This is a genomic window from Woeseia sp. D3-10, from assembly GCF_055809415.1.
Genome location: NZ_JBVVTW010000007.1, coordinates 1,064,544 through 1,086,383 on the forward strand (window position 1 = coordinate 1,064,544; position 21,840 = coordinate 1,086,383).

General features: G+C 57.5%; 20 protein-coding genes. 13 read left to right on the forward strand and 7 right to left on the reverse strand.

Translation table 11 applies throughout. The annotated features are described in order from the left end of the window. Positions 1–69 precede the first annotated feature (69 nt). Complete coding sequence (locus AC0L8N_RS05525) at positions 70–915, forward strand: mechanosensitive ion channel family protein (protein ID WP_473666569.1); 846 nt, start codon at positions 70–72, stop codon at positions 913–915. A gap of 70 nt (positions 916–985) precedes the next feature. On the opposite strand, the gene AC0L8N_RS05530 is transcribed toward AC0L8N_RS05525, so the two are convergent. Beyond that, on the reverse strand, positions 986–1,900 hold the full coding sequence (locus tag AC0L8N_RS05530; RefSeq protein ID WP_473666570.1) for a cation diffusion facilitator family transporter: 915 nt from the start codon (positions 1,898–1,900) through the stop codon (positions 986–988). A gap of 192 nt (positions 1,901–2,092) precedes the next feature. Here AC0L8N_RS05530 and AC0L8N_RS05535 point away from each other — a divergent pair, with 192 nt between their 5' ends. The 6 genes from AC0L8N_RS05535 (at position 2,093) to AC0L8N_RS05560 (ending at position 8,269) form a co-directional block, all read left to right on the forward strand. Beyond that, positions 2,093–3,154 carry a PA0069 family radical SAM protein gene (locus tag AC0L8N_RS05535; RefSeq protein ID WP_473666571.1) on the forward strand — a complete coding sequence of 354 codons (1,062 nt, stop codon included), beginning with the start codon at positions 2,093–2,095 and terminating at the stop codon, positions 3,152–3,154. 201 nt (positions 3,155–3,355) lie between these two features. Then, a complete protein-coding gene (locus AC0L8N_RS05540) occupies positions 3,356–4,876 on the forward strand; it encodes a hypothetical protein (RefSeq protein ID WP_473666572.1) in 1,521 nt (506 codons plus the stop codon). A gap of 54 nt (positions 4,877–4,930) precedes the next feature. Next, complete coding sequence (locus AC0L8N_RS05545) at positions 4,931–5,812, forward strand: M23 family metallopeptidase (protein WP_473666574.1); 882 nt, start codon at positions 4,931–4,933, stop codon at positions 5,810–5,812. A gap of 19 nt (positions 5,813–5,831) precedes the next feature. Beyond that, positions 5,832–6,512, forward strand: a complete 681-nt coding sequence (gene msrA, locus AC0L8N_RS05550; protein ID WP_473666575.1) for a peptide-methionine (S)-S-oxide reductase MsrA — start codon at positions 5,832–5,834, stop codon at positions 6,510–6,512. A 49-nt stretch (positions 6,513–6,561) separates the two neighbouring features. Beyond that, the gene (gene folE, locus AC0L8N_RS05555; protein WP_473666576.1) at positions 6,562–7,161 is read left to right on the forward strand and encodes a GTP cyclohydrolase I FolE; all 600 of its coding nucleotides are present in this window, start codon (positions 6,562–6,564) and stop codon (positions 7,159–7,161) included. A gap of 7 nt (positions 7,162–7,168) precedes the next feature. Continuing rightward, positions 7,169–8,269: an SMP-30/gluconolactonase/LRE family protein gene (locus AC0L8N_RS05560; RefSeq protein WP_473666577.1), complete on the forward strand. Its 1,101-nt coding sequence runs from the start codon at positions 7,169–7,171 to the stop codon at positions 8,267–8,269. A gap of 16 nt (positions 8,270–8,285) precedes the next feature. Here the strand turns inward: AC0L8N_RS05560 and AC0L8N_RS05565 are convergent, their stop codons facing one another. The 3 genes from AC0L8N_RS05565 to ileS form a co-directional block, all read right to left on the reverse strand. Further along, a complete protein-coding gene (locus AC0L8N_RS05565; RefSeq protein WP_473666578.1) occupies positions 8,286–9,983 on the reverse strand; it encodes a dipeptidyl-peptidase 3 family protein in 1,698 nt (565 codons plus the stop codon). A 324-nt stretch (positions 9,984–10,307) separates the two neighbouring features. Continuing rightward, positions 10,308–10,679, reverse strand: coding sequence for a hypothetical protein (locus AC0L8N_RS05570; protein ID WP_473666579.1), 372 nt, complete (start codon positions 10,677–10,679; stop codon positions 10,308–10,310). A gap of 201 nt (positions 10,680–10,880) precedes the next feature. Next, entirely contained in the window at positions 10,881–14,015 is a 3,135-nt protein-coding gene (gene ileS, locus AC0L8N_RS05575) for an isoleucine--tRNA ligase (protein WP_473666580.1), read from the reverse strand. Between the two features lie 331 nt (positions 14,016–14,346). Here ileS and AC0L8N_RS05580 point away from each other — a divergent pair, with 331 nt between their 5' ends. Then, positions 14,347–15,303: an alpha/beta fold hydrolase gene (locus AC0L8N_RS05580; protein WP_473666581.1), complete on the forward strand. Its 957-nt coding sequence runs from the start codon at positions 14,347–14,349 to the stop codon at positions 15,301–15,303. Here the strand turns inward: AC0L8N_RS05580 and AC0L8N_RS05585 are convergent. After that, entirely contained in the window at positions 15,300–16,022 is a 723-nt protein-coding gene (locus AC0L8N_RS05585) for a DsbA family oxidoreductase (protein WP_473666582.1), read from the reverse strand. The two genes, AC0L8N_RS05580 and AC0L8N_RS05585, sit on opposite strands and share 4 nt — an antisense overlap. Before the next feature lie 253 nt (positions 16,023–16,275). Between AC0L8N_RS05585 and msrP the strand changes: the two genes are divergently transcribed. The 5 genes from msrP (at position 16,276) to AC0L8N_RS05610 (ending at position 19,602) form a co-directional block, all read left to right on the forward strand. After that, positions 16,276–17,235, forward strand: a complete 960-nt coding sequence (msrP, locus tag AC0L8N_RS05590; protein ID WP_473666583.1) for a protein-methionine-sulfoxide reductase catalytic subunit MsrP — start codon at positions 16,276–16,278, stop codon at positions 17,233–17,235. A 16-nt stretch (positions 17,236–17,251) separates the two neighbouring features. Beyond that, a complete protein-coding gene (locus AC0L8N_RS05595; protein WP_473666584.1) occupies positions 17,252–17,863 on the forward strand; it encodes a protein-methionine-sulfoxide reductase heme-binding subunit MsrQ in 612 nt (203 codons plus the stop codon). 36 nt (positions 17,864–17,899) lie between these two features. Further along, positions 17,900–18,421: an SEL1-like repeat protein gene (locus tag AC0L8N_RS05600; protein WP_473666585.1), complete on the forward strand. Its 522-nt coding sequence runs from the start codon at positions 17,900–17,902 to the stop codon at positions 18,419–18,421. Positions 18,422–18,752: 331 nt separating this feature from the next. Then, positions 18,753–19,181 (forward strand): YeeE/YedE family protein, encoded by a 429-nt coding sequence (locus tag AC0L8N_RS05605; RefSeq protein ID WP_473666586.1) that lies wholly within the window; start codon positions 18,753–18,755, stop codon positions 19,179–19,181. A gap of 1 nt (position 19,182) precedes the next feature. After that, positions 19,183–19,602 (forward strand): DUF6691 family protein, encoded by a 420-nt coding sequence (locus AC0L8N_RS05610; protein ID WP_473666587.1) that lies wholly within the window; start codon positions 19,183–19,185, stop codon positions 19,600–19,602. Between the two features lie 140 nt (positions 19,603–19,742). Here the strand turns inward: AC0L8N_RS05610 and groL are convergent, their stop codons facing one another. Together groL and groES are read right to left on the reverse strand one after the other, a co-directional pair. Continuing rightward, entirely contained in the window at positions 19,743–21,389 is a 1,647-nt protein-coding gene (groL, locus tag AC0L8N_RS05615; RefSeq protein WP_473666588.1) for a chaperonin GroEL, read from the reverse strand. 94 nt (positions 21,390–21,483) lie between these two features. Next, a complete protein-coding gene (gene groES / locus AC0L8N_RS05620) occupies positions 21,484–21,774 on the reverse strand; it encodes a co-chaperone GroES (protein ID WP_473666589.1) in 291 nt (96 codons plus the stop codon). Positions 21,775–21,840 lie beyond the last annotated feature (66 nt).

The window sequence follows — 21,840 nt, forward strand, 5'->3', positions numbered from 1 at the left end:
GCACTGGCGCGCGGGAGTCAGCACGCACCGCCTGACGCAAACAGAATTCACGAAATAGGAAACAGTTTTATGAGTAATTCGAGCATTCCCAGCTTTGACATCGACTGGGGCGACCTGTACGACAAGTTCCAGACCATCGGCGTCGATTTCGGCATTAGCCTGATCACCGCTATCGTCATTTTCTTCGTTGGCCGGTTCATAGCGCGGGTAATGGCACGCGGTTTGCGCAAGCTGCTGAAAGCGCAGAATGTCGACAAAATTCTGGAAAGCTTTGTTTCCAACCTCGTTTACTGGGCGTTAATGGCTTTTGTCATTATCGCGGCAATTACCGAACTCGGTGTAGAGACGACATCCTTCATTGCCATGCTGGGTGCCGCGGGTCTCGCTATCGGTCTTGCCATGCAAGGCTCATTGTCGAACTTCGCTGCTGGTGTGTTGATCGTCCTGTTCCGTCACTACCGGGTTGGTGACTGGATCGAAGCCGGTGGCGTTGCCGGTTCAGTTGAGAATGTCCAGATTTTGACGACGACGCTGAAGACGGGTGACAACAAGTCGATCATCATTCCGAACAGCGAGATCATGGGCAACATCATCATCAACTACTCGGCCAACGATACCCGCCGTGTCGACATGGTCTTCGGCGTTGGCTACGGCGATGACATCGACAAAGTTCGCAAAGCCATCAAGGACGTCATCAGTAAAGACGAACGCATCATGGCGCAGCCGGAATGCCTGATTGCCGTTGCTGAACTGGCAGACAGCAGCGTGAACTTCAATGTGCGACCGTGGGTAAAGACCAGCGATTACTGGGCCGTAAAATGGGACATCACCGAGGCCGTTAAAAAGCGTTTCGACGAGGAAGGCATTTCCATCCCGTTCCCGCAACGCGATGTCCACATCATCAAAGACGATTGAAGCTCAGTTCGGCGTCAAACAAAAAGGCCGCGATTGTTCGCGGCCTTTTTTTTGCTTGCGACGTTCGAATTCAGTCATCGAAGTCCGGCTCAATGAACGACCAGCGGAGTTTGGGAATTCTCTGCTTCAGTGCAACTTCCATCTCATTGATTCTGGCAACGGCGGTGGCCAGATCCAAGCCTTCGCGAAAACGAATCTTTGCCGCGAGCATCGTGTCCGGCCCGTACTGAATAGTTATCGTGTTGTAGACCTGTTCGATTTCCTCGACTTCGCTGATCACGGCGTCGATCGCCTCGCGAATATCAGGGTCCGCCGAACGCCCGACCAGCAAGGCATGCACGCGTATGGTCAGGAATATGGAAATGATGATCAGCACGACGCCGATGCAAATTGAACCGATAGCGTCATAGGTGGTATTGCCGGTAATCGCGGCCAGCGCAACAAACACGAACGCGAGCACCAGACCGAGCAATGCCGCGGTGTCCTCGCCGAGCACGACAGTCAGCTCCGCATTGCGCGTGTGCTTCAACCAGTCGAGAAAGGGGCGATCGCCGCGAACATGGCGGATTTCCCGCAAGCAGCCGAGCAATGAAAATGTTTCCAGCACCAATGCCAGAGCCAGTACGACGAGTGCCACCCACGCCTGTGACAACGGCTCGGGGTGCAGGTACTTGTGAACACCCTCGTACATGGAGAACAAACCGCCAACGCTGAATAGCAACATGGCAACTATGAAGCTCCAGAAGTAACTGGACTTGCCGTAACCGAGCGGATGTTCTTCATCAGCAGCACGCGTCGACTGACGCAAACCGAGATACAGCAACACCTGGTTGCCGGCATCAGCGAAGCTGTGTATCGCCTCGGCCAGCATGCTGCCCGAGCCTGTCAGCCAGGCCGCCCAGCTTTTCGCAATCGCGATACCTGAATTGGCCACGAAGGCATACAGGATCGCGCGCGCTGTGGAGTCATGAGTGGATGAAGACATACGCTGTGTTTCCGAAAGTTGGCGGCAGTACACCGCGCACGAAGGGGTCGGACGCTTGCACGTTACCCCACTGTCAGCGTTTTGTGCCAGCCGTCGCTGCAGTCCTGCGCAGTTCAGCGCCCAGCTCCGCATTGACCGCAGCAAAACGGCAGACTACTGTATATTCATACAGTCCAATAACATGGCAATACAATGACAGCACACAAGGGCCGTGGCGCGGTTGGCCAGAGCCGCCATCGATTTGACACCCGGCCCGTGGAGCTGTCGGCGGAAGAAGCCTGGGATTCCGCGCGCACTGCGCCGGAGACCGTGCTTCGACCGATGACCGCGCGCAGTATCATCAGCCATAACGAATCGCCGGATATCCCGTTTGACCGCTCCATCAATCCCTACCTGGGCTGCGAACACGGCTGCGTTTACTGCTACGCGCGACCATCTCACAGCTACCTGGACCTCTCGCCTGGCCTCGATTTCGAGACGCAGATTTTCTACAAGCCCAATGCCGTCGAACGACTGCTGGCAGAATGGGAGAAACCCGCCTATACCTGTGCACCCATTACCATAGGCGCCAATACGGACCCGTATCAGCCCGTCGAGCGCGAACAGCGCCTGACACGCCGCTTGCTCGAAACGTTTCTGCGCCACCGCCACCCGGTGAGTCTTATCAGCAAGGGAACGCTGATGCGCCGCGATCTGGATCTGTTGCGCGAATTGGCCGCTGACAACCTTTGTTCCGTCGCCATCAGCATCCCGACCGTGGACAAGCACCTGAAGCGGATAATGGAGCCCCGGGTCCCGGCCGCGGCCGCTCGCCTTCGCCTCCTGGACGATTTAAGCGCTGCTGGCGTGCCCTGCACGCTGCTCATGGCGCCGATTATTCCGGCCGTCAATGACAGTGAAATTGAAACCATCGTCGCGCGTGCCGCCGACAGCGGCGTGCAACGCGCGGCATGGATACTGCTGCGCCTGCCGCATGAGTTGCGCGGGATTTTCTCAGACTGGCTTGACGAACACTTGCCGGACCGGGCAGCGCACGTGCTGAGCCTACTGCGTCAGGCGCATGGTGGTCAGGACTACGACAGCCGCTTCGGTATCCGCCAGACCGGTCGCGGCCCTTTAGCTAAAATCATCAGTCAACGCTTCACTTCTGCCTGCCGTCGGGCCGGTATCGTCTACGGCGAGAGCTTGCAGGAGCTGGACTGCTCGCAGTTTCAGAAACCCGGCGCACAACAGCTGGGACTGCCCTTCGGCTAAGTACCGGCCGCGCATTTGCGCGCTCCATGGTCACAGAACCCGCGCCCGCCGCCAGTTTCATTCAATACCAATACCGCTGACGCCAGTACCGTCCGCAATGGTGAGCTTGTATAGTGAGTGGACGGATTTTGGCTCGTCGAGAACTTCCGTTTTTGCCGGGAGTCTCATGATGAACACTTCAGGAGTTGCATCGCACCGCCAATGAGATTCATTCACGTTTACAGAATCGCCCGTTCGACGCCGCTGGCCTTGATCCTGCTTGCGTCCAGCCAGGTATTGTCGGCACAGGAATCGGCCGACAGCAACGCCGTCTCCAATGCCGATGACGAGTTGCAACCCATTACCATCGCCGACCCCCGCTATACCGACAACTTCGCGGATGAAGACCCGCTGGATGACGAGCTCATGAGCGAAGAGCAGTTCGCCGAACCGCTGCTGTCACCGGCCGATCGCTTGCGCTCGCTGTTCAAGCTGTACCGCGACGCCGTTGCGGATTCCATGTTCGCCGAAGCAGACACGCTCGCGAAACAGATAGTCGAACTCACTATCGAAATTCACGGCCTCGATAGCGAAACAACGGCCCGTGCCATCACCAACCTGGCAATAGCGCAACACGGCAACGGCGACTACGCGTCGGCCAAACTCAATTTTCAGTCGGCTATCGACATCATCGAGCGCATCACAGACCGCTTGAATGAAGACCTTATCAATCCGCTGAAAGGTCTGGCCGCGTCGGAGATGGCGCTCGGCAATACGGTCGCTGCCACGGAAACGTTTCAGCGCGCCACGCACATCAGTCACGTAAATCTGGGTCCGCACAACCTGGATCAGATTGAGCTACTGGAGTCACTGGCGGAGTCCCATCTCGCCGCTGGCAATCTCGACGAGGCAGTTGCGATTCACGAGCGCATTTTCTCGCTGCAAGCACGTAATGTTGATCTCGACAGTGAAGACATATTGCCGGCATTGCACAATCAGGCGCGCTGGTTGCATCGCGTGCAGATGTACGACCGGGAACGCTATATCTGGCGACGCGTACTCACAATAATGGAAGAACATCGTGGGCGTGACGACCTCAGCCTGATCGCACCACTGACCGGTCTCGGCCAGTCCTACCTTTATTTTTCGGTTCCTGACACGAACTACTTTCACCCTACGTCAAATACAACCGGTGAAATTTACCTGAAGCGCGCATTACGAATCGCCGAAGAAAACCCGCAATCCAATTGGGAAGTCGAGGCTCAGGCCATGATCGCGCTGGCGGATTACTACACGCTGACCGATAAGCCGAGTCGCGCTGAACGGGTCTACCGGGATGCGTGGGACTTGCTGACCGCAAACCCGGAACATGAAAAGCAGCGTATGAACCTGCTGCAGTCGTTACAAATACTGCAGGACATTCAACCGCCAAGGTTTTACGGCATCGACACTGATTCCGCCCCGGTGCGAAGCGTCGATGGCTTTGAGTCCGGCACGATTGTCTACCAATACTCCCTGTCATCGCGCGGCAAACCGACGAACATCACCTTGCTGGAAGCTAAGCCGGAAATGCTCGACGACATGGAACGAGCCGTCGCGCGCGAATTGCGACGCTTTGTGCAGCGGCCCAGAATAGTGGACGGCAACACGGTACAAACCGACAACCTGACCTACACACACAATTTCTTTTACCGCGAAAGTGATCTGCCGGATGCAACAACCGCCGCCGAAACTTCGCAATAACGAATGGCGGGTAGCCGGCAACGCGTCGCCAGACAATCTCCCCCGATTACACTCGTGACACTGCGCTTGCTCGCACTTCTGTTCGGCATGAGTTGGCCGGCTGCGCAGGCTATTGCTGCCTGCGATCCCGAGTGGCTCACTGTGTCTGAACAGCGCGCCGCTGACGACCTGGTACTCAAGGTCGAAAACCGCAGCGATTTCCCACTCACATTCACGCTACGGGCCCGAACACGAACGGGCGATGTGCAGGTCGACGGACCAGCCGTCGTAACGGAAACGCTCACTGCCGGTGAGTCCCGCGCCGTAATGACGCTAATCGATTTTCCGCCGGCAGCCACTTCCCGGCGTACTCCCTACTCCTGCTCATGGACCGTCGGCGACCAGCTTGCCATCCACGATGATGAACATATCTATCAATTGCCCTACGCCGCCGGCGATAGCTACCGGGTATTGCAGGGCTACGGTTCGCGGTTCAGCCATACGGGCCGCGAGTATTACGCCGTGGACTTTAAAATGCAGGAAGGAACCCCAGTTCATGCGGCCAGAGACGGTATCGTTGCGCGGGTCGAGGAATCAAACGACATTGGCTGCTGGGAAGACGGTTGCGGCAAATACGCAAACTTTGTCGTTGTTCTGCACAGTGATAATACGACCGGCGAGTACTACCATTTGCAAAAAGACGGTGCGCTGGTTGAGCCTGGGCAAACCGTGCGGGCCGGCGACCTGATTGGCTTGTCGGGAAACACAGGTCATACGACGATGCCGCATTTGCACTTTGCGGTATACCGGGCACTTGCATGGGGCCGGACGCAATCGCTGGAAGTGCGCTTCGCAAGCGCCGAGGGCATCGTCGACCGCCCGCGACGAAACGCAGAATACGCCGCCGTTGCCACCGACCATCCAACCGGCAGCAGCGACAGCGCTACCCGACGTTAACGAACAACAGGACAAAAACATGAACGCAACAGACTCGAAAACCCGGACGCCGAACGGTTCCGCTGCCTTACCGGGCCGTGACGAAGTTGTCGCTGTGCCGGAAAAGCACTTCGTCAACGGCAATGCCATGCAAGGACCGTTTCCCGCCGGCCTGCAGCAACTTGTCGTCGGCATGGGCTGCTTCTGGGGCGCTGAACGCCTGTTCTGGTCCACACCCGGCGTTTACTCCACCGCCGTAGGCTACGCCGGCGGCCAGACCAGGAACGCCAGTTATCGCGAAGTGTGCAGTGGTCAGACGGGCCACAGCGAAGTGGTGCAGGTGATATTTGACCCCAGCGAAGTCAGCCTGGAGGCGTTGTTGAAACTGTTCTGGGAATCGCACGACCCTACCCAGGGAATGCGCCAGGGCAATGACATCGGCAGCCAGTACCGGTCAGTGATTTTTACGAGCAACCCGGATCACACAGTCATCGCCGAACAATCACGCGACAGCTACCAGCAACAGTTGACGCAGTCCGGCTTTGCCGCAATCACGACCGAAATTGGGCCGCTCGATACGTTTTACTATGCCGAGGATTACCACCAGCAATACCTGGCAAAAAATCCCGACGGGTATTGCGGTATCGGCGGCACGGGTGTCAGTTGTGCGATAGGCACAGGCGTCAGCCACGGAACCAGTGGCAATGCGTTGGCGGGCTAATCCGCGTAATATCCGCAACCATTCCCCGACCCAACGAAGGTAGTAGCCATTGGCGACCCGGACTCCACGCAAACCGAGAAAACCCAGCCGCAAGCAAGCGGAAGAAGCTGTCAGCACCCTGCTGTTGTGGGCGGGAGATGACCCGCGTCGTGAAGGGCTGGTCGACACGCCAAAGCGGGTTGCGCGCGCCTACGAAGACTGGTTCAGCGGTTACAACGACGATCCGGTCAATTACCTGAAGCGCACCTTTGAGGAAGTGGAAGGCTATGACGAGATGATCGTCCTTCGTGACATCTCGTTTGAATCGCATTGTGAGCACCACATGGCGCCTATCATCGGCCACGCCCACGTCGGCTATTTGCCGAACGACAAGGTCGTCGGCATCAGCAAACTCGCCCGCGTGGTCGAGACCTTTGCCCGTCGCTTCCAGGTACAGGAAAAAATGACGGCACAGATAGCGCACTGCATACAGGATGTACTGAAACCCAAAGGGGTCGGCGTCGTGATCAGTGCTTCGCACCAGTGCATGACCACCCGCGGCGTCCACAAGTCCGGTGTTTCGATGGTCACCAGCCAGATGCTTGGCACTTTCCGCAAAGACGCGAGAACCCGCGCCGAATTTCTGAACATGATCGGGCCAGCCCGCTAAGTACGCGATGCGACGTCTGTCGGTATCGATCGCGGCAGCGGCTGGCACAGCATTGCTGCTGGCTCTCGCTTACCTGCTGTTTTGGCCGGTAGCGGTGCAACCGAGAGCCTGGCAGGCGCCCGGCGATGAAGGTCATGTCGATCCCTATGAAGCCAATAACCGCTTGCGAGCGGCAAGCATCATGGACCTCGGCGGGCATTCCGGCCCGGAGGATGCGGCCCTGGGACCGGACGGCGTCCTGTACCTGAGCAGCAATGAAGGCGTAATTCTGCGCTTTGCAGGCAACACACAAGCAGCCGAGGTCTGGGCACACACAGAAGGCCGTCCACTGGGCATCGAGTTTGATGGCGAGGGCAATTTACTGATTGCCAATGCGGAACTCGGTCTGCAACGCATCAACCGCGAAGGGACTGTGGAGCTCCTGCTGGATAGCGTGGCTGGCGAAGCGCTGGTCTACCCTAATGACGTCGCGGTTGCCGCTGACGGCAAGGTATACCTCAGCGAAGCCACCCGCCGCTTCAGCCCGGCATCCTTCGGCGGCACTTACGCCAGCAGTATTCTGGATCTGATCGAACACGGCACATCCGGTCGGGTAATCGAGTTCGATCCCGCCAATGGCACAAGTCGGGTATTTGCCGACGGCCTGAGTTTCGCCAACGGTGTCGCCGTCAGTGCCGACCAGCGCTATTTGCTGGTTGCTGAAACCGGCGCCTATCGCATTTGGCGTTACCCCCTGGATGGCGCACCTCGCGAGATACTCATCGACAACCTGCCGGACTTCCCGGACAACCTGAACAACGGTCTGCAGGGACGCGTGTGGGTAGGCCTTGTTGCGCCGCGCAACCCGCTGCTCGACCGCTACGCTTCGCGGCCATTTCTGCGCAAGGTCATCCAACGCCTGCCAGCAAACTGGCGTCCGAAGGCAGAGCCGCACAGCCACGTTATTGCCGTTAACGTAGACGGTCAGGTGTTAATGAACCTGCAGGACACGGCTGCCGGCACGCCGATGATCACCGGCGTACTCGAAACGCGGCAAAGCCTTTACCTGACCAACCTGACGAGTGCGCATCTGGCGCGACTCGACAAGCGCGACCTTGCAACACAGTAGCCGCCGGCCATTGCATTCAGTCCAGTCCGAGTACCCGCACTCCCTGATCAAAAATAATATCGACCGGAATATTGGCGTCGGTCAAACGATCAAGATCGCGCTGCAGGGACTCGCGAATCACGCCGGTTTCGTTGGTCAAACGACTCGCACCGTCATAGTCGCCATCGCCCTGCAAGGTCAACAACACATCGGATAACGATGCCATCGCCTCCTCCATGCGCTCGAAATCAACCTTGTAGGTGCCGCTTGCATCATCACGCACAAACGCTCCGTGATCGGCGAAGAAGTTGAATCGCACCATATTGGCCTTGCCATGCGCGCTGCTGGCACCAAAGCGCACGGAACGAAAAATTCCGGCCATAAAGGTGACGTAGTTATCACGCAGATCGATGTCGCCCAGTTCACCCGCTTCGTGCAATTTCGTGATCATGTAGAGGCCGAGGATGTCGGCTTTGCCTTCCTCCATGCTCGACGCAACATCCTTCAGCGCCGCGCGCACAGTGCTGTTGCCGTCAATCGTGTTCTTGATACCGAGCCCATGGGCGACTTCGTGGAACATCGTATTGGCAAAAAACGCGTCGAACGTAATGTGCTGTCGTTGCGATTCGTCCATCAATATTCCCGCAATCGGCTGCAGGATTTTCTCGAACTTCGCCTGCATTGCATTCTTGAGCTGAAGACGTCGCGTGCCCTTCGCGAGTTGCACTTGCTCATCATTCGGCAGGTTAATTGCGATCGTCTTTGAGCCGGCATTGCTGTGTCCGGAGTAGTAGACAACGTCATACGCGTTCAGATCAGAATCCGTCCCCGGCGTTTCCGTCTTGTAGGCATCGGCCACCGGCAAGCCTCGTTGCAGTTCCGGAAGAAACGCCGCAAAACGGGCCAGCCGTTCGCTCCAGTCGGCATCTTTGAGCAACACGTACGACTCGTACGCCGTGCGATAACCGTACAGGCGATCTTCGTAGCTTTCGATAGGACCGATAACGAGCTCGATGGCGTTCGTCTTGACGTCCATCCACGCCATATCGCTCGCCTGGAATTCGCCTGTTACAAGTGCCTCCGCGCGCAAACGCAGGTAGTTACTGAAGCCGTCATCCTCTTCGAGTTCGGCGGCTTGCCGCAGCAAGTCCGCGGCACGACCAAGTTCGGCAGCATAGGCCACGTGGTAGGGGACGAGCTGCAGCTTGCCGCTTTCATCGCGGCGTACGAGCGTATACAGACCGTCTTTACCCGGCTGGTCCCACGCATCGAACTCCTCGCGGGTAATGTCGGCCGGGTACAGGTTTGCACCCAGCGGCTTTGCGCCGACACCTTCCATGAAAGGCTGTTCATCGGCAAGCCGGTCCCAGGGACCGTAGTTGATGGCGGCGAAGCGCTTTTCCTGCGCGTCGTCGATGCCTGCCAGCCATTGTCGCCAGTCGTCACGGAAAGCCTGACGCCAGAACAGGTCGTCCATGATGTCGGACGCCTCGATCATCAGGCGAAGCATATCCCGCTGCGCTTCGGACAAAGCACTCACATCGGCCGTCAGGGGGAACGATGCGTAGACATCGGGTCTGGGCAACCCTACCGCCGGTGTTGCCGTATTTGCAGAGGCCGCAGCGGGGGCTGCATCAATCGCGACAGGAGCAGCATCTTTCTGGCCGCACGCTGCCAGCGTGAATGACGTTACGATGAGCGCGCCCAACTGGCGCAACGACGGAGCTTTATTCACGGTGCGGACTCCCGTGCAGGTTGCAGACAGTTGCGGATTATCGCACAGCCAAACGACCAGGCGGCCAGTCCGTTTCTGCGGCCGGGTTCGTACCAGTGCCTGCTCCGGTCATCAGTCGTCGGCCGGAGCAAACACGCGCAGGTCGGCTGAGAACAGACTTGTCAGCGAGATAAGGGAGGCTGGAACGGCGTGCTGCGGTAGCAGCCGCAAACACCTTGCCAGCGGTTACGCCTGCAACAGCGTGGGACAGGATTCGCCAATTTTGCTTTGGCTCGGCCAGCGGCCATTGCACGGCCGCACGCGGGTGATCGGTCTGCGTCTCGCTCAGCCCGACTTGACGAGGAATGGTGGTACCGGCGACGGTTCTTCAACAACCAGCGGCAGTGCTTTCTGGCCACCGTCACTGTTGCGAATCGCCGCAGCGTACAACTCCAGCATCAGCTGCGCGCAACGCTCGGTTTCGGCTGGCGACATTTTTCTTACCGACGCACAGATCGGCCCTTCGCCGTTGTGCGGCGCAACCCGCTTCATCAGGTGCGTCAAATCGGCAAACATCTGGCGCATCGGGATCGGCAATTGATCGTTCTCAAGCTCCAGCAGGTGATCCTGATAGGCGCTCGTAAGTCGTTGTTTTATTTGACCATTACCGACAATTACCGCTAACGCAGCGGCAAAGCAATCTACCTGGTGGGACATTTCCACTCCAGCGTTTTTATTCTGGTGAAGCCGCAGTCCTCTCAGCTACGGCCTAAATACGCTTTGTTCGTGGCCCGCCTCCTGCGGTCCGCGCTGTACGCGTCATTTCCTTTTGTACACGTGGTCAGTCAAGCACCTGCGCCCAATTCTTATAACAAAACTAAGGAAGGCTTCGCAAGTAGTGTTGACCGCAACGCGAAATCAGCTTGTTTTGGTAATTTCTATTGTCCAGCGGTGCTCGTCCACATCACGTTCTGCGCTGTACAAAGGATCAGCCTGTCCACAGCTCCAGTCGCTGGCAAGCGTCTCTCGCATCAGGTAATCACGGTGCTCAGCGAGGGCCGCCTCGACCCCTTCCGAACCGCTAACGCCGAGTACGATACGGTCAGATACCTCAAGGCCCGCCTGCTTGCGGGCGTCCTGAACCGAGCGCACCAGTTCGCGAGCTACACCTTCGCGGCGCAATGCGTCATCGAGGCTGGTATCGAGCGCGGCGAGATAACCGGAATCCTCTGCACAGGCATAGCCCTCGGCTGAACTGGTTTCGATCAGCACGTCTTCCGCGGTCAGCGTAATCGCCTCATCACCCAGCATTACCGTAAAGGGTTCGCCATTGGCCGCCGCACTGGCAATGACTGCGCCATCCGCATCAAGCAGAGCTTGTTTCAATGCGGGAATACGTTTGCCGAACTGCTTGCCGATGCGTGGCAGGTGCGGCTTGATGCGGTAGTCCACCAAACCCGCATCGCGGGCAATGAACTCAACAGTCTTAACGTTGAGCTCTTCCAGAATCTGATCCTGGTGTTCCGCGAGTGCAGCAGCAGCCGCATCATCAGGAGCGCGCAACAACAATCGCGACAACGGCTGCCGCGTACGCACACCGGACTGCGCACGGGCGGCGCGACCCAGACCAACCGTCTTCTGCACAACGTCGACGGCAAACAACAAGGCATCGTCTTCCAGTGATGCATCGGCCTCCGGCCAGTCACTCATGTGCACACTCATTGGCGCGTCGGCATCCACTCCACGCACAAGATTCTGGTAAACGTGTTCAGCGAGGAACGGTACAAACGGTGCCATCAAGCGATGTGCAATGTTCAAGCACTCGTACAGCGTGAGATACGCCGCACGGGTATCCGCCGGATCGGTCGACTTCCAGAAACGTCGGCGGTTGCGCCGCACATACCAGTTGCTTAATTGATCGATGAACGATTCAACCGCATCGCCCGCGGTCTTCGCATCAAAGTTATCCATTGCTTCGGTAACTACGCGAATCGTGCGGTGAGCGAGCGCGAGCGCCCAGCGATCGATTTCCGGTCGCTCCGAAACAGCAATATCGTTGGTCAGATCAACCTCATCGATACGCGCGTACAACACGAAGAAACCGTAGGTATTCCAGAAGGTGTTGATAAAAGAGCTTGCGACGTCGGCAACGATCTCTACGGAAATGCGTTTCTGCGCTTCGGGTGCCAGGCGCGCGAGGAAATACCAGCGCAAGGCGTCGGCGCCGACCGTATCGAACACGTCATAGGGATTGACGATGTTGCCAACCGACTTCGACATTTTCTTGCCGTCTTTATCAACTATGTGACTCAGGCATATGCAGTTGCGATACGCAACACTGTCCGATACCAATGTCGAAATGGCATGCAGCGTGTAGAACCAGCCACGTGTCTGATCAATGGCCTCGCAGATGAAATCCGCCGGGAAGTGCTGCTCGAACGTGTCCTTGTTCTCGAACGGGTAATGCCATTGCGCGTAAGACATCGCACCGGAGTCAAACCAGCAGTCGATAACTTCCGGTACCCGCTGCCAGGTTTTGCCGTCTTTCTCGAACGTGATCTCGTCGATGGCCGGGCGGTGCAGATCAAGATCGGACAACGAACGACCCGTCAGTTCCTCCAGCTCAGCGACTGAACCAATACACACATACTCGTCATTGCCGTCTGTCCATACCGGTAATGGCGTGCCCCAGAAGCGCTCACGCGACAACGCCCAGTCGATATTGTTTTCCAGCCAATTACCAAAGCGGCCGTCGCGAATGTTTTCCGGCACCCATTTGATCGACTGGTTGAGCTCAACCATGCGGTCTTTGAAATTGGAGGTACGGATGTACCACGCGTTCTTCGCGTAGTAGATGATCGGATCACCCGTGCGCCAGCCAAACGGGTAGTTATGCAGATAGGTTTCGGACCTGAACATCAGTCCGCGATCCTTGAGAATCCGGATCAGCGGCTTGTCCGCATCTTTGAAGAACAGCCCCGCTACCGGTTCAACGTCCGGCAGGAAGAGGCCGTCTTCGCCAACGCCATGCACAACCGGCAGTCCTTCAGCCTGACCGAGCGCCAGATCGTCGACACCGTAGGCCGGTGCCGTGTGCACGATACCGGTACCGTCTTCCGTGCTTACAAAATCTGCATGCACGACCCGGAACGCATCGCCCTCGATTGTGAGGTAGTCGAACAAGCGTTGGTAACGCAGCCCGATCAGCTCGCTGCCCTTGACGCGTTTCGTTATCGTGTATTCCTGCTCACGAAATACCCGGTCACAAAGGGCTTCCGCCAGGATCAGGGTTTCGCCGTCGCTTTCTGCGTAAACATAGTCCACGTCGGTATGGACGGCGAGCAGCATGTTGGCCGGCAAGGTCCACGGCGTTGTTGTCCAGACCAGAAATGAAGTATTCGCCTGGTCCTTAACATTGAAGCGCACGAACACGGAAGGGTCTTCGACTTCGCGATAGCCCTGAGCGAGCTCGTGTGACGACAACGTGGCACCGATACGCGGGTCGTAAGGCACGACTTTGTAACCGCGATAGATCAGATCCTTGCCCCAGATATTTTGCAGCAGGTTCCAGACGCTCTCGATATAGCTGTTATTCAGCGTGTAATAGGCTTCGTCCAGGTTGACCCAAAAGCCCATACGGGTCGTCATCTTTTCCCAGTCGCTGATGTAGCGCATGACAGATTCGCGGCAACGTTTCGTGAACTCCGCAATACCAACCTGGGCTTCAATTTCTTTCTTGTCGAAGATGCCGAGTTCTTTTTCTATCTCGTGCTCGACCGGCAGACCATGGGTATCCCAACCGGCCTTACGCGGCACGTGGTAGCCGCGCATGGTCTTGTAGCGTGGGAAGGCATCTTTGAAACTGCGCGCCAGCACGTGGTGAATACCCGGTTTGCCGTTGGCTGTTGGCGGGCCCTCATTGAACGTAAAGCGCGGCCGCTCAGCCGACATCTCCAGCGTCTTTTCAAAGACCGCGTGCTCACGCCAAAACTCGAGAACCTCTGTCTCGAGTCCCGGACCGTCGTACCTGCCTGCTACTTCTTTAAATGCCATCACATTTCCAAATAAAAACGCCCCGAACGCAAACTGCGTCCGGGGCGACAAAATTTCGCGGTACCACCCGGTTTCGCAGGGAAGCTGGCTCCCTGCCTCGAATGCCCTGTCTCGGGGGCGACCGGCTGCGTCTACTGCGCACGGCGTGCGGTTCGGGCAGCGACTCCGGGGCGATCTTCGCAGGCCATCGTGCCAGGGCTCACACCGTCCCCTGGTCGCTCAATCACGGGTCAGGCCAGCTACTCTTCCCCTTCAGCGTCGTGCAGGGGAAACTAGCGCCCACCCGCGCAAAATTCAAGCACTTATCCACGACAACCGGATGACACGGTCAATGCCTCCATTTCCAGCGCCGCAATTCGTTGCCAGCAATGGCATTCAACTCGCGATCCACGAGGCCGGCTCGGGACCTGCAGTTTTGCTACTGCACGGTTTTCCGGAACTCGCCTACTCCTGGCGCCACCAGTTGCCGGCGCTTGCGGCCGCTGGCTACCGCGCTATCGCACCCGACCTGCGTGGCTACGGGCAAAGCAGCAAGCCGGAAGCGGTCGAGGAATACCGTATCGAGTGCCTGATTGACGACATGGCCGGCTTGCTAGCAGCGCTGGAGATCAAGGATGCCGTAATTGTCGCGCACGACTGGGGCGCGCTGCTTGCCTGGCAAATGGCACTGTTGCGACCGGATCTGGTACGCGGCCTGATTTGCCTGAATATCCCCTTTCTGCCGCGCGGCCGCCGCGACCCGATAGAGATCATGCGCGAGCATTTGGGACCTGAGTTTTACATTGTCAATTTTCAGGACTCGGACGAAGCTGACCGACGCCTGGCAGAAGATCCGCGCAATTTTATCGACCGGATGATGCGCCGGGATGTCATCAGTCGCCCGCAGTTCGAAGCCTTACCGCCGAGTCAACGGGTGATCAGTCTGCTCGCCACCCTCGATAAACCAGACCCGCGAGGAAAACCATTGCTGACGACCGAAGAACTGGACTACTACGCAGACGCGTTTGCCGACGGCGGATTCACCGGACCGATCAATTGGTACCGCAACTGGAGTCACAACTGGCGCGTTACCGAACACGTCACACAACTTATCACGGTGCCAACATTGTTCATCGGCGCCGACAACGACGTGGTCGTGCAAACCAGGCAGATAGACGCCATGAAAGCGTACGTGCCCGATCTGGAAATGCACATGCTGGTCGACTGCGGCCACTGGACCCAGCAAGAAAAACCGGCAGCGACCAACCAGCTGATTCTGGACTGGCTGGCGCGGCGGTTCCCTACCTAGTGCAGTGAGCCTGACACAGGCTGCTCGCTGTCATCGCCAAACATTGCACGATCGAACGCTTCAACCAACACCGGTGCTGGCTGCGCGCCGATGACGAACAGACGACCGTTGATCAGGAAGTTGGGCACGCCGGAGACCCCACCCCGACGAACTTCAGCTTCCTGCTCCTGCAAGTGCAGCCGCAAGGCATCGTCTTGCAGACAGCGTGCGACATCCGAGCGCTGCAAACCGTGGTTGCTGCCGATATCGAGCAACACATCATGACGGCCGATATCCAGTCCCTCTTCAAAGAAAGCGCTCAACAATCCTTCGGCCACACTGGCAACACTCGCGCCTTCAGTTTGTGCGTGACTCAGGAGGCGGTGTGCAGCAAGCGTGTTCGGCACCCGCTTGATCAGGTCAAAGCGAAAGCGTATGCCCTGCTCCACACCTTGTGCCATCAGGCCGTCCAGGCCCGGCTGCACCTTTGCCGGATCACCGAATTTGCTGATCAGGTACTCATCAAACCCCATACCTTCCAGGGGCATGGACGGGTTCAGCTGGTAGGGAATCCACTGCAGCGTGCTCGGCCCGTGCACAGAATCCAGAGCAACATCCAACCGCCGCTTGCCGAGGTAACACCACGGGCAAATCAGGTCGGCGATAATCTCAACGCGCAGCGTCGCCGTCGACACGGAGTCGCTGAAATTTGAACTACTGCCTGGTTGCTGATGAATCATGGTTCCGCCTTTGCGTGTTCGCTACCTGCAACCCGTAAGATGCGGGCTGCGTTACTGGTTTCAAGCACCATAAAAAGACTCTTTACCAACCTTAACGGTCTGTTCCCTTGTGCCAAAGTGTGCCGCATTCAGCCTGAACCGCAGCTGACTGCGAGCCCACGCCAGTCCCGCCGTCGTGGTTTCGTTACAATATGTTGCAATAGTTCGGCGCCAGACCGGGTCTAATGCAGTACAGGAATAATGGAGAGTGACATTGCGCACGCATCGAATCGGCAAGATAAGACCCTCGGAAATCACCAGCGAGAGCAACTACCTGAATCGGCGACGTTTTTTGGAAGGGAGCCTGCTGGCCGGGGCCTCGTTGCTGGCTGGCGGAGCAAACAGTGCAAGCCTGCCCGCTACTGCCGGTGCAAAACTGTCCGGGGTCGTGAAAAGTGAATTCAGCACCAACGAAGCGGCCAACAGTTTCGAAGATGTCACCACCTACAACAATTTCTACGAGTTCGGCACCGGCAAGTCCGATCCGCATGAAAATGCTCAGGACTTTAAGCCGCGGCCGTGGACACTGGAAGTCGCCGGCCACGCCGAACAAACTGGCCGGTTTCAGCTTGAAGATTTCATATCGCCCTACACGCTGGAAGAGCGAATTTACCGCATGCGCTGTGTCGAGGCGTGGTCGATGGTTATCCCATGGGTCGGTATTCCACTGGCCGATATCATCAAGAAAGCAGCGCCAACGTCGAACGCAAAGTTCGTCCGTTTCGAAACGCTCAATGACCCGCAACAAATGCCGGGCCAGCGTTCGCGCGTCTTGCAGTGGCCCTACCGCGAAGGCCTGACGATGGCTGAGGCCATGCACCCGTTGACCCTGATGGCGGTTGGACTTTACGGTCAGGTATTGCCGAATCAGAACGGCGCGCCCATGCGACTGGTTGTTCCCTGGAAGTATGGTTTTAAAGGCATCAAGAGCATCGTAAAAATAGAATTCGTCGAAAAAATGCCGGATACAACCTGGAACATGTCCGCGCCGCACGAATACGGTTTCTATGCGAACGTGAACCCGAACGTCTCGCACCCGCGCTGGAGCCAGGCACGTGAACGCCGTATCGGCAGTGGCTTGTTTGCAAGCAAGCAGGAGACCTTGATGTTCAATGGCTATGCCGAGCAGGTAGCCAGCCTGTACGAAGGTCTCGATCTGAAACGCAATTTCTGATGTCGATAGCCGCCCGTTGAACTCCCTCAATCAAATCCGCTATGTCTGGAAACCCCTCGTCTTCGCCCTCTGCCTGTTACCCGCACTCAAGGCAGTTGGCGACACGTTCGGCTGGACGGGCTACCTTGGCGCCAATCCGGTAGAAGCACTGCAGGATCACTTCGGCAACTGGGCGCTGCGCTTTCTGATGATTGCTTTGGCCGTCACACCGTTGCGGCAATTGACGGGCCGCAACTGGCTCAGCCGTTTTCGCCGGCCACTCGGGCTGTTCGCGTTTTTCTATGTGCTGCTGCACTTTCTTGTCTGGCTGTTTCTCGATCAATCATTGCACTGGCAGGCCATCACCGAAGACATCTTCGAACGGCCGTTTATCACTCTCGGCTTTGCCGCGTTGTTGATTTTATCGGCGATGGCACTGACCTCAACCGCGGGCATGCGCCGTCGGCTAGGTCGACGCTGGCAGCAACTGCATTACGGCGTCTATCTGGCCGCTGTGCTGGGCGTCTGGCACTACTGGTGGCAGGTCAAGAAAGACATCAGCGAACCGCTGATCTACGCACTGATACTCAGCGCATTGCTGGGCTACCGCCTGTTCCGTCGCTGGCGCAAAACGCCGCGTCACGGGTAACATCGGCAGCTGGCTCTGGCGACTGCGGGGTGCGAAATGAAAACATTGATACTGCTGCTGGCGGCACTGCTGGCTACACCAGCCGGCGCGCAATTCCACGATTCGAAATTCGAGTCTATTGCGCAATTGTATGGCGATGAAGAACGCGGCCTGCGTTACTACGAGCGCGGCGAGTATGACCGGGCATTCGAATACCTTAGCGAAACTGCGACGCGCGGCCTCAAAAAATCGCAATACCTGCTCGCATTCATGTTCCTGAAAGGACAGCATGTCGAGAAATCCGTCTTGCTGGGCATGGGCTGGCTCGGCGTCGCCGCCGAGTCTGGCGACGAAGAATGGGTGAGCCTGTTTGATCGGCTGTATGGCAGCACCAACCCCGCACAGCAACAGATGATCGATCGCAAAGTTGAACAGTACAAACGCCAGTACGGCATGCGGGTTATGAACGTCCATTGCACGGAACAACCGGTCACCGGCAGCCGGCGACCCGAGCATCGCTGCCTGAAGATCGACGGCCCGGCCCACGACATAGTCCCGGTTGAATTGCGCCCGGACTGACCCGTCGCTGCAGGTCTGACATCAGGTTAGCCGCTCCCGATCAGCATCGCAGTGCGGTTCGTACGGCGCTGACTCGATGCCGCTTGCCCCTGTTTAAGTGAAGGCGTAGTAATGGGTCTAACACCTTGCGGGCTGCGACTCCCCAGACCAGTCACAATGCTGCCTGGCGTTGTGGCGGTACCGACCAGCTAAGCGGAACGCGGCGTTATCCGGGCACGTACGTATTGAGTAACGGTGCTAACTCAGGCCGCGTGCGGTCGCGGCGCCACCGGGGAGTGCTGGCAGCGGCGCTCCGGATTTCCGGACAAACGAATCGAAAGGAATACGAAACGTGGAAAACTTCACCCCTGTAAGCGCACTCGCCGGCGGCGCCTTGATCGGCCTCGCGGCCGCGTTGCTTTATTTGCTGAACGGCCGTATCGCCGGCATCAGCGGTATCTTCAACGGCGTGTTGCAACCCAAAGAGGGCGACACCGCATGGCGAGCCTGGTTTCTCGCGGGACTGGTCATTGCTGGCGGTCTGTATGCTGTGTTTGTGCCACTGCCCTTTGCACTAAGAGTGAATTACCCACTCGGCCTGCTAGCGGCGGCCGGCTTTCTGGTCGGCGCCGGAACCCGCATGGGTAGCGGCTGCACCAGCGGGCACGGCGTTTGCGGCCTGGCACGACTGTCGTTGCGGTCACTGGCCGCCACGCTGACGTTTCTGATCACCGGCATTCTGACCGTGTGGCTCGTCACTCGTCCGTTCACGGGGAGCTAAGATGAAAACCAAACTTGCTGCACTGCTTGCCGGCACTCTGTTCGGCCTCGGCCTCGCCATCTCACAAATGATCAACCCGGAAAAAGTCATCGCGTTTCTGGACGTGTTCGGCAACTGGGATCCGTCGCTGGCACTGGTACTGGCGGCCGCCGTTACGGTGAGCTTCATCGGCTTCCGCCTCGCGAAAGTCCGGGTCACTCCGTTGCTGGCGCCAGCGTTTCGCACGCCCACACGGACTGATCTCGATGGCCGCCTGCTCATGGGCGCTGCAATTTTCGGCGTTGGCTGGGGACTCGCCGGTTACTGCCCGGGTCCAGCTATCGCTGCATTGGCAATCGGCAGCTGGGAACCCGTCGTGTTTCTGCTCGCCATGACCGCCGGTTCGCTCGTCATGGGCCGCATTGACCGCCGACGAGCCTGAACCACAGCGACATCTGTACGACTCTTGGGAGCGGCGTGCGACTGCGGCTGCAGACGATACCCGCGATCGCAATCGAGCAAAAAAAAGCCCCGCTTGCGCGGGGCTTTCTTGGTCTTGCTAGCCGTACGAGTGGCTGATGCTTACATCATGCCGCCCATACCGCCCATGCCGCCCATGTCCGGCATTGCCGGGCCACCAGCATCGTCATCCTTCGGTGCGTCGGCGATCATAGCTTCGGTCGTCAACAACAGTCCGGATACAGATGCAGCGTTCTGCAGTGCGTAACGGGTGACTTTCGTCGGGTCGAGAATGCCGAGTTCGATCATGTCGCCGTACTCGCCGGTAGCCGCGTTGTAACCGAAATTGCCCTTGCCTTCCGCAACAGCATTCAGCACAACACTGGCGTCACCGCCGGCATTCTTCACGATCTGGCGCAGCGGCTCTTCGACAGCGCGACGCAGGATAGCGATACCCACGTTCTGGTCGTCGTTGTCGCCTTTCAGCTTGCCCATGCTGTTCACAGCACGGATCAGCGCAACACCACCACCGGCAACCACGCCTTCTTCAACGGCGGCACGGGTTGCGTGCAGCGCGTCTTCAACGCGGGCTTTCTTCTCTTTCATCTCGACTTCAGTTGCAGCACCAACCTTGATCACGGCAACACCGCCGGACAGCTTGGCAACACGCTCCTGCAGCTTCTCTTTGTCGTAATCAGACGAAGAATCGGCAATTTCGGCGTGGATCTGATCAACACGACCCTTGATTTCATTCGCCTTGCCAGCGCCGTCGATTACCGTGGTGTTTTCCTTGGTGATCTGTACTTTCTTGGCTTCACCAAGATCATCCAGCGTGGTCTTCTCAAGTGACAAACCAACTTCTTCAGAAACAACCTGACCACCGGTCAGAACAGCGATGTCCTGCAGCATAGCTTTGCGACGATCGCCAAAACCTGGTGCTTTAACAGCAGCCACTTTGACGATACCGCGGATGTTGTTCACAACCAAAGTCGCCAGTGCTTCGCCTTCAACGTCTTCAGCAACGATCAACAGCGGGCGGCCAGACTTGGCAACGCCTTCGAGGACCGGCAGCAAATCACGGATGTTGGAGATCTTCTTGTCATACAACAGGATCAGCGGGTTATCGAGCTCGACACTCTGGCTCTGCTGGTTGTTGATGAAGTAAGGAGACAGGTAACCGCGGTCGAACTGCATGCCTTCAACCACGTCCAGCTCGTTTTCGAGACCGGAACCTTCTTCAACGGTGATCACGCCTTCTTTGCCGACTTTCTTCATGGCATTGGAAATGATCTCGCCGATTTCGGTGTCAGAGTTGGCAGAGATTGAGCCAACCTGTGCGATGGCTTTGTCATCGTCGCAAGGCTTCGACAGCTTTTTCAGCTCGGCAATGATACCGATCGTTGCTTTGTCGATACCGCGCTTCAGGTCCATCGGGTTCATGCCGGCAGCAACTGACTTCAGGCCTTCGCGCAGGATTGCCTGTGCCAGAACTGTTGCTGTCGTGGTGCCATCACCAGCAACGTCAGAGGTCTGGGAAGCGACTTCCTTAACCATCTGCGCGCCCATGTTCTCGAATTTATTCTCGAGCTCGATTTCCTTGGCAACTGATACACCGTCTTTCGTGACGGTCGGAGCGCCAAAGCTCTTGTCGAGTACTACATTCCGGCCTTTCGGGCCCAGCGTGACTTTCACCGCATTCGCCAGGATGTTGACACCCGCGAACATCTTCTGGCGCGCGTCGTCGCTGAAACGAACTTCTTTAGCAGCCATTATTAATTCCTCTGTTTAAAGCTATGGGAAGCACACATTCAGCACTTCCCTCAATTTTCAAAACGTAAAGCTTGTGAAACTGGTATTCGAAGGCTTAGCCCTCGATGACGGCCATGATGTCGTCTTCTTTCATTACCAGCAGCTCTTCACCATCGACCTTGACTTCGGTGCCGCTGTACTTGCCGAACAGCACCTTATCGCCAGCCTTGATGTCGAGAGCACGGATTTCGCCGTTTTCGAGGATTTTGCCGTTGCCTACAGCAACAACTTCACCCTTGATGGGCTTTTCAGCAGCGGCGTCAGGGATAACGATACCACCCGGTGACGTGCGCTCTTCTTCCATGCGCTTTACGATGACTCGATCATGAAGCGGACGAATCTTCATCGATTGTTTCTCCTGTAAATTGTTGAATTCTAACCGACTTTTGCGGTTTTCCGAGCTGCGCTTGTT

What these genes read in the sequence shown, in the direction of transcription:
- AC0L8N_RS05610 (WP_473666587.1), top strand. Translation starts at nt 19,183, where the DNA reads ATGAAAACCAAACTTGCTGCACTGCTTGCCGGCACTCTGTTCGGCCTC.
- AC0L8N_RS05600 (WP_473666585.1), top strand. Translation starts at nt 17,900, where the DNA reads ATGAAAACATTGATACTGCTGCTGGCGGCACTGCTGGCTACACCAGCC.
- AC0L8N_RS05585 (WP_473666582.1), bottom strand. Translation starts at nt 16,022, where the DNA reads ATGATTCATCAGCAACCAGGCAGTAGTTCAAATTTCAGCGACTCCGTG.
- AC0L8N_RS05535 (WP_473666571.1), top strand. Translation starts at nt 2,093, where the DNA reads ATGACAGCACACAAGGGCCGTGGCGCGGTTGGCCAGAGCCGCCATCGA.
- AC0L8N_RS05560 (WP_473666577.1), top strand. Translation starts at nt 7,169, where the DNA reads ATGCGACGTCTGTCGGTATCGATCGCGGCAGCGGCTGGCACAGCATTG.
- AC0L8N_RS05580 (WP_473666581.1), top strand. Translation starts at nt 14,347, where the DNA reads ATGCCTCCATTTCCAGCGCCGCAATTCGTTGCCAGCAATGGCATTCAA.
- groES (WP_473666589.1), bottom strand. Translation starts at nt 21,774, where the DNA reads ATGAAGATTCGTCCGCTTCATGATCGAGTCATCGTAAAGCGCATGGAA.
- AC0L8N_RS05570 (WP_473666579.1), bottom strand. Translation starts at nt 10,679, where the DNA reads ATGTCCCACCAGGTAGATTGCTTTGCCGCTGCGTTAGCGGTAATTGTC.
- AC0L8N_RS05530 (WP_473666570.1), bottom strand. Translation starts at nt 1,900, where the DNA reads ATGTCTTCATCCACTCATGACTCCACAGCGCGCGCGATCCTGTATGCC.
- AC0L8N_RS05525 (WP_473666569.1), top strand. Translation starts at nt 70, where the DNA reads ATGAGTAATTCGAGCATTCCCAGCTTTGACATCGACTGGGGCGACCTG.
- msrA (WP_473666575.1), top strand. Translation starts at nt 5,832, where the DNA reads ATGAACGCAACAGACTCGAAAACCCGGACGCCGAACGGTTCCGCTGCC.
- groL (WP_473666588.1), bottom strand. Translation starts at nt 21,389, where the DNA reads ATGGCTGCTAAAGAAGTTCGTTTCAGCGACGACGCGCGCCAGAAGATG.
- AC0L8N_RS05540 (WP_473666572.1), top strand. Translation starts at nt 3,356, where the DNA reads ATGAGATTCATTCACGTTTACAGAATCGCCCGTTCGACGCCGCTGGCC.
- ileS (WP_473666580.1), bottom strand. Translation starts at nt 14,015, where the DNA reads ATGGCATTTAAAGAAGTAGCAGGCAGGTACGACGGTCCGGGACTCGAG.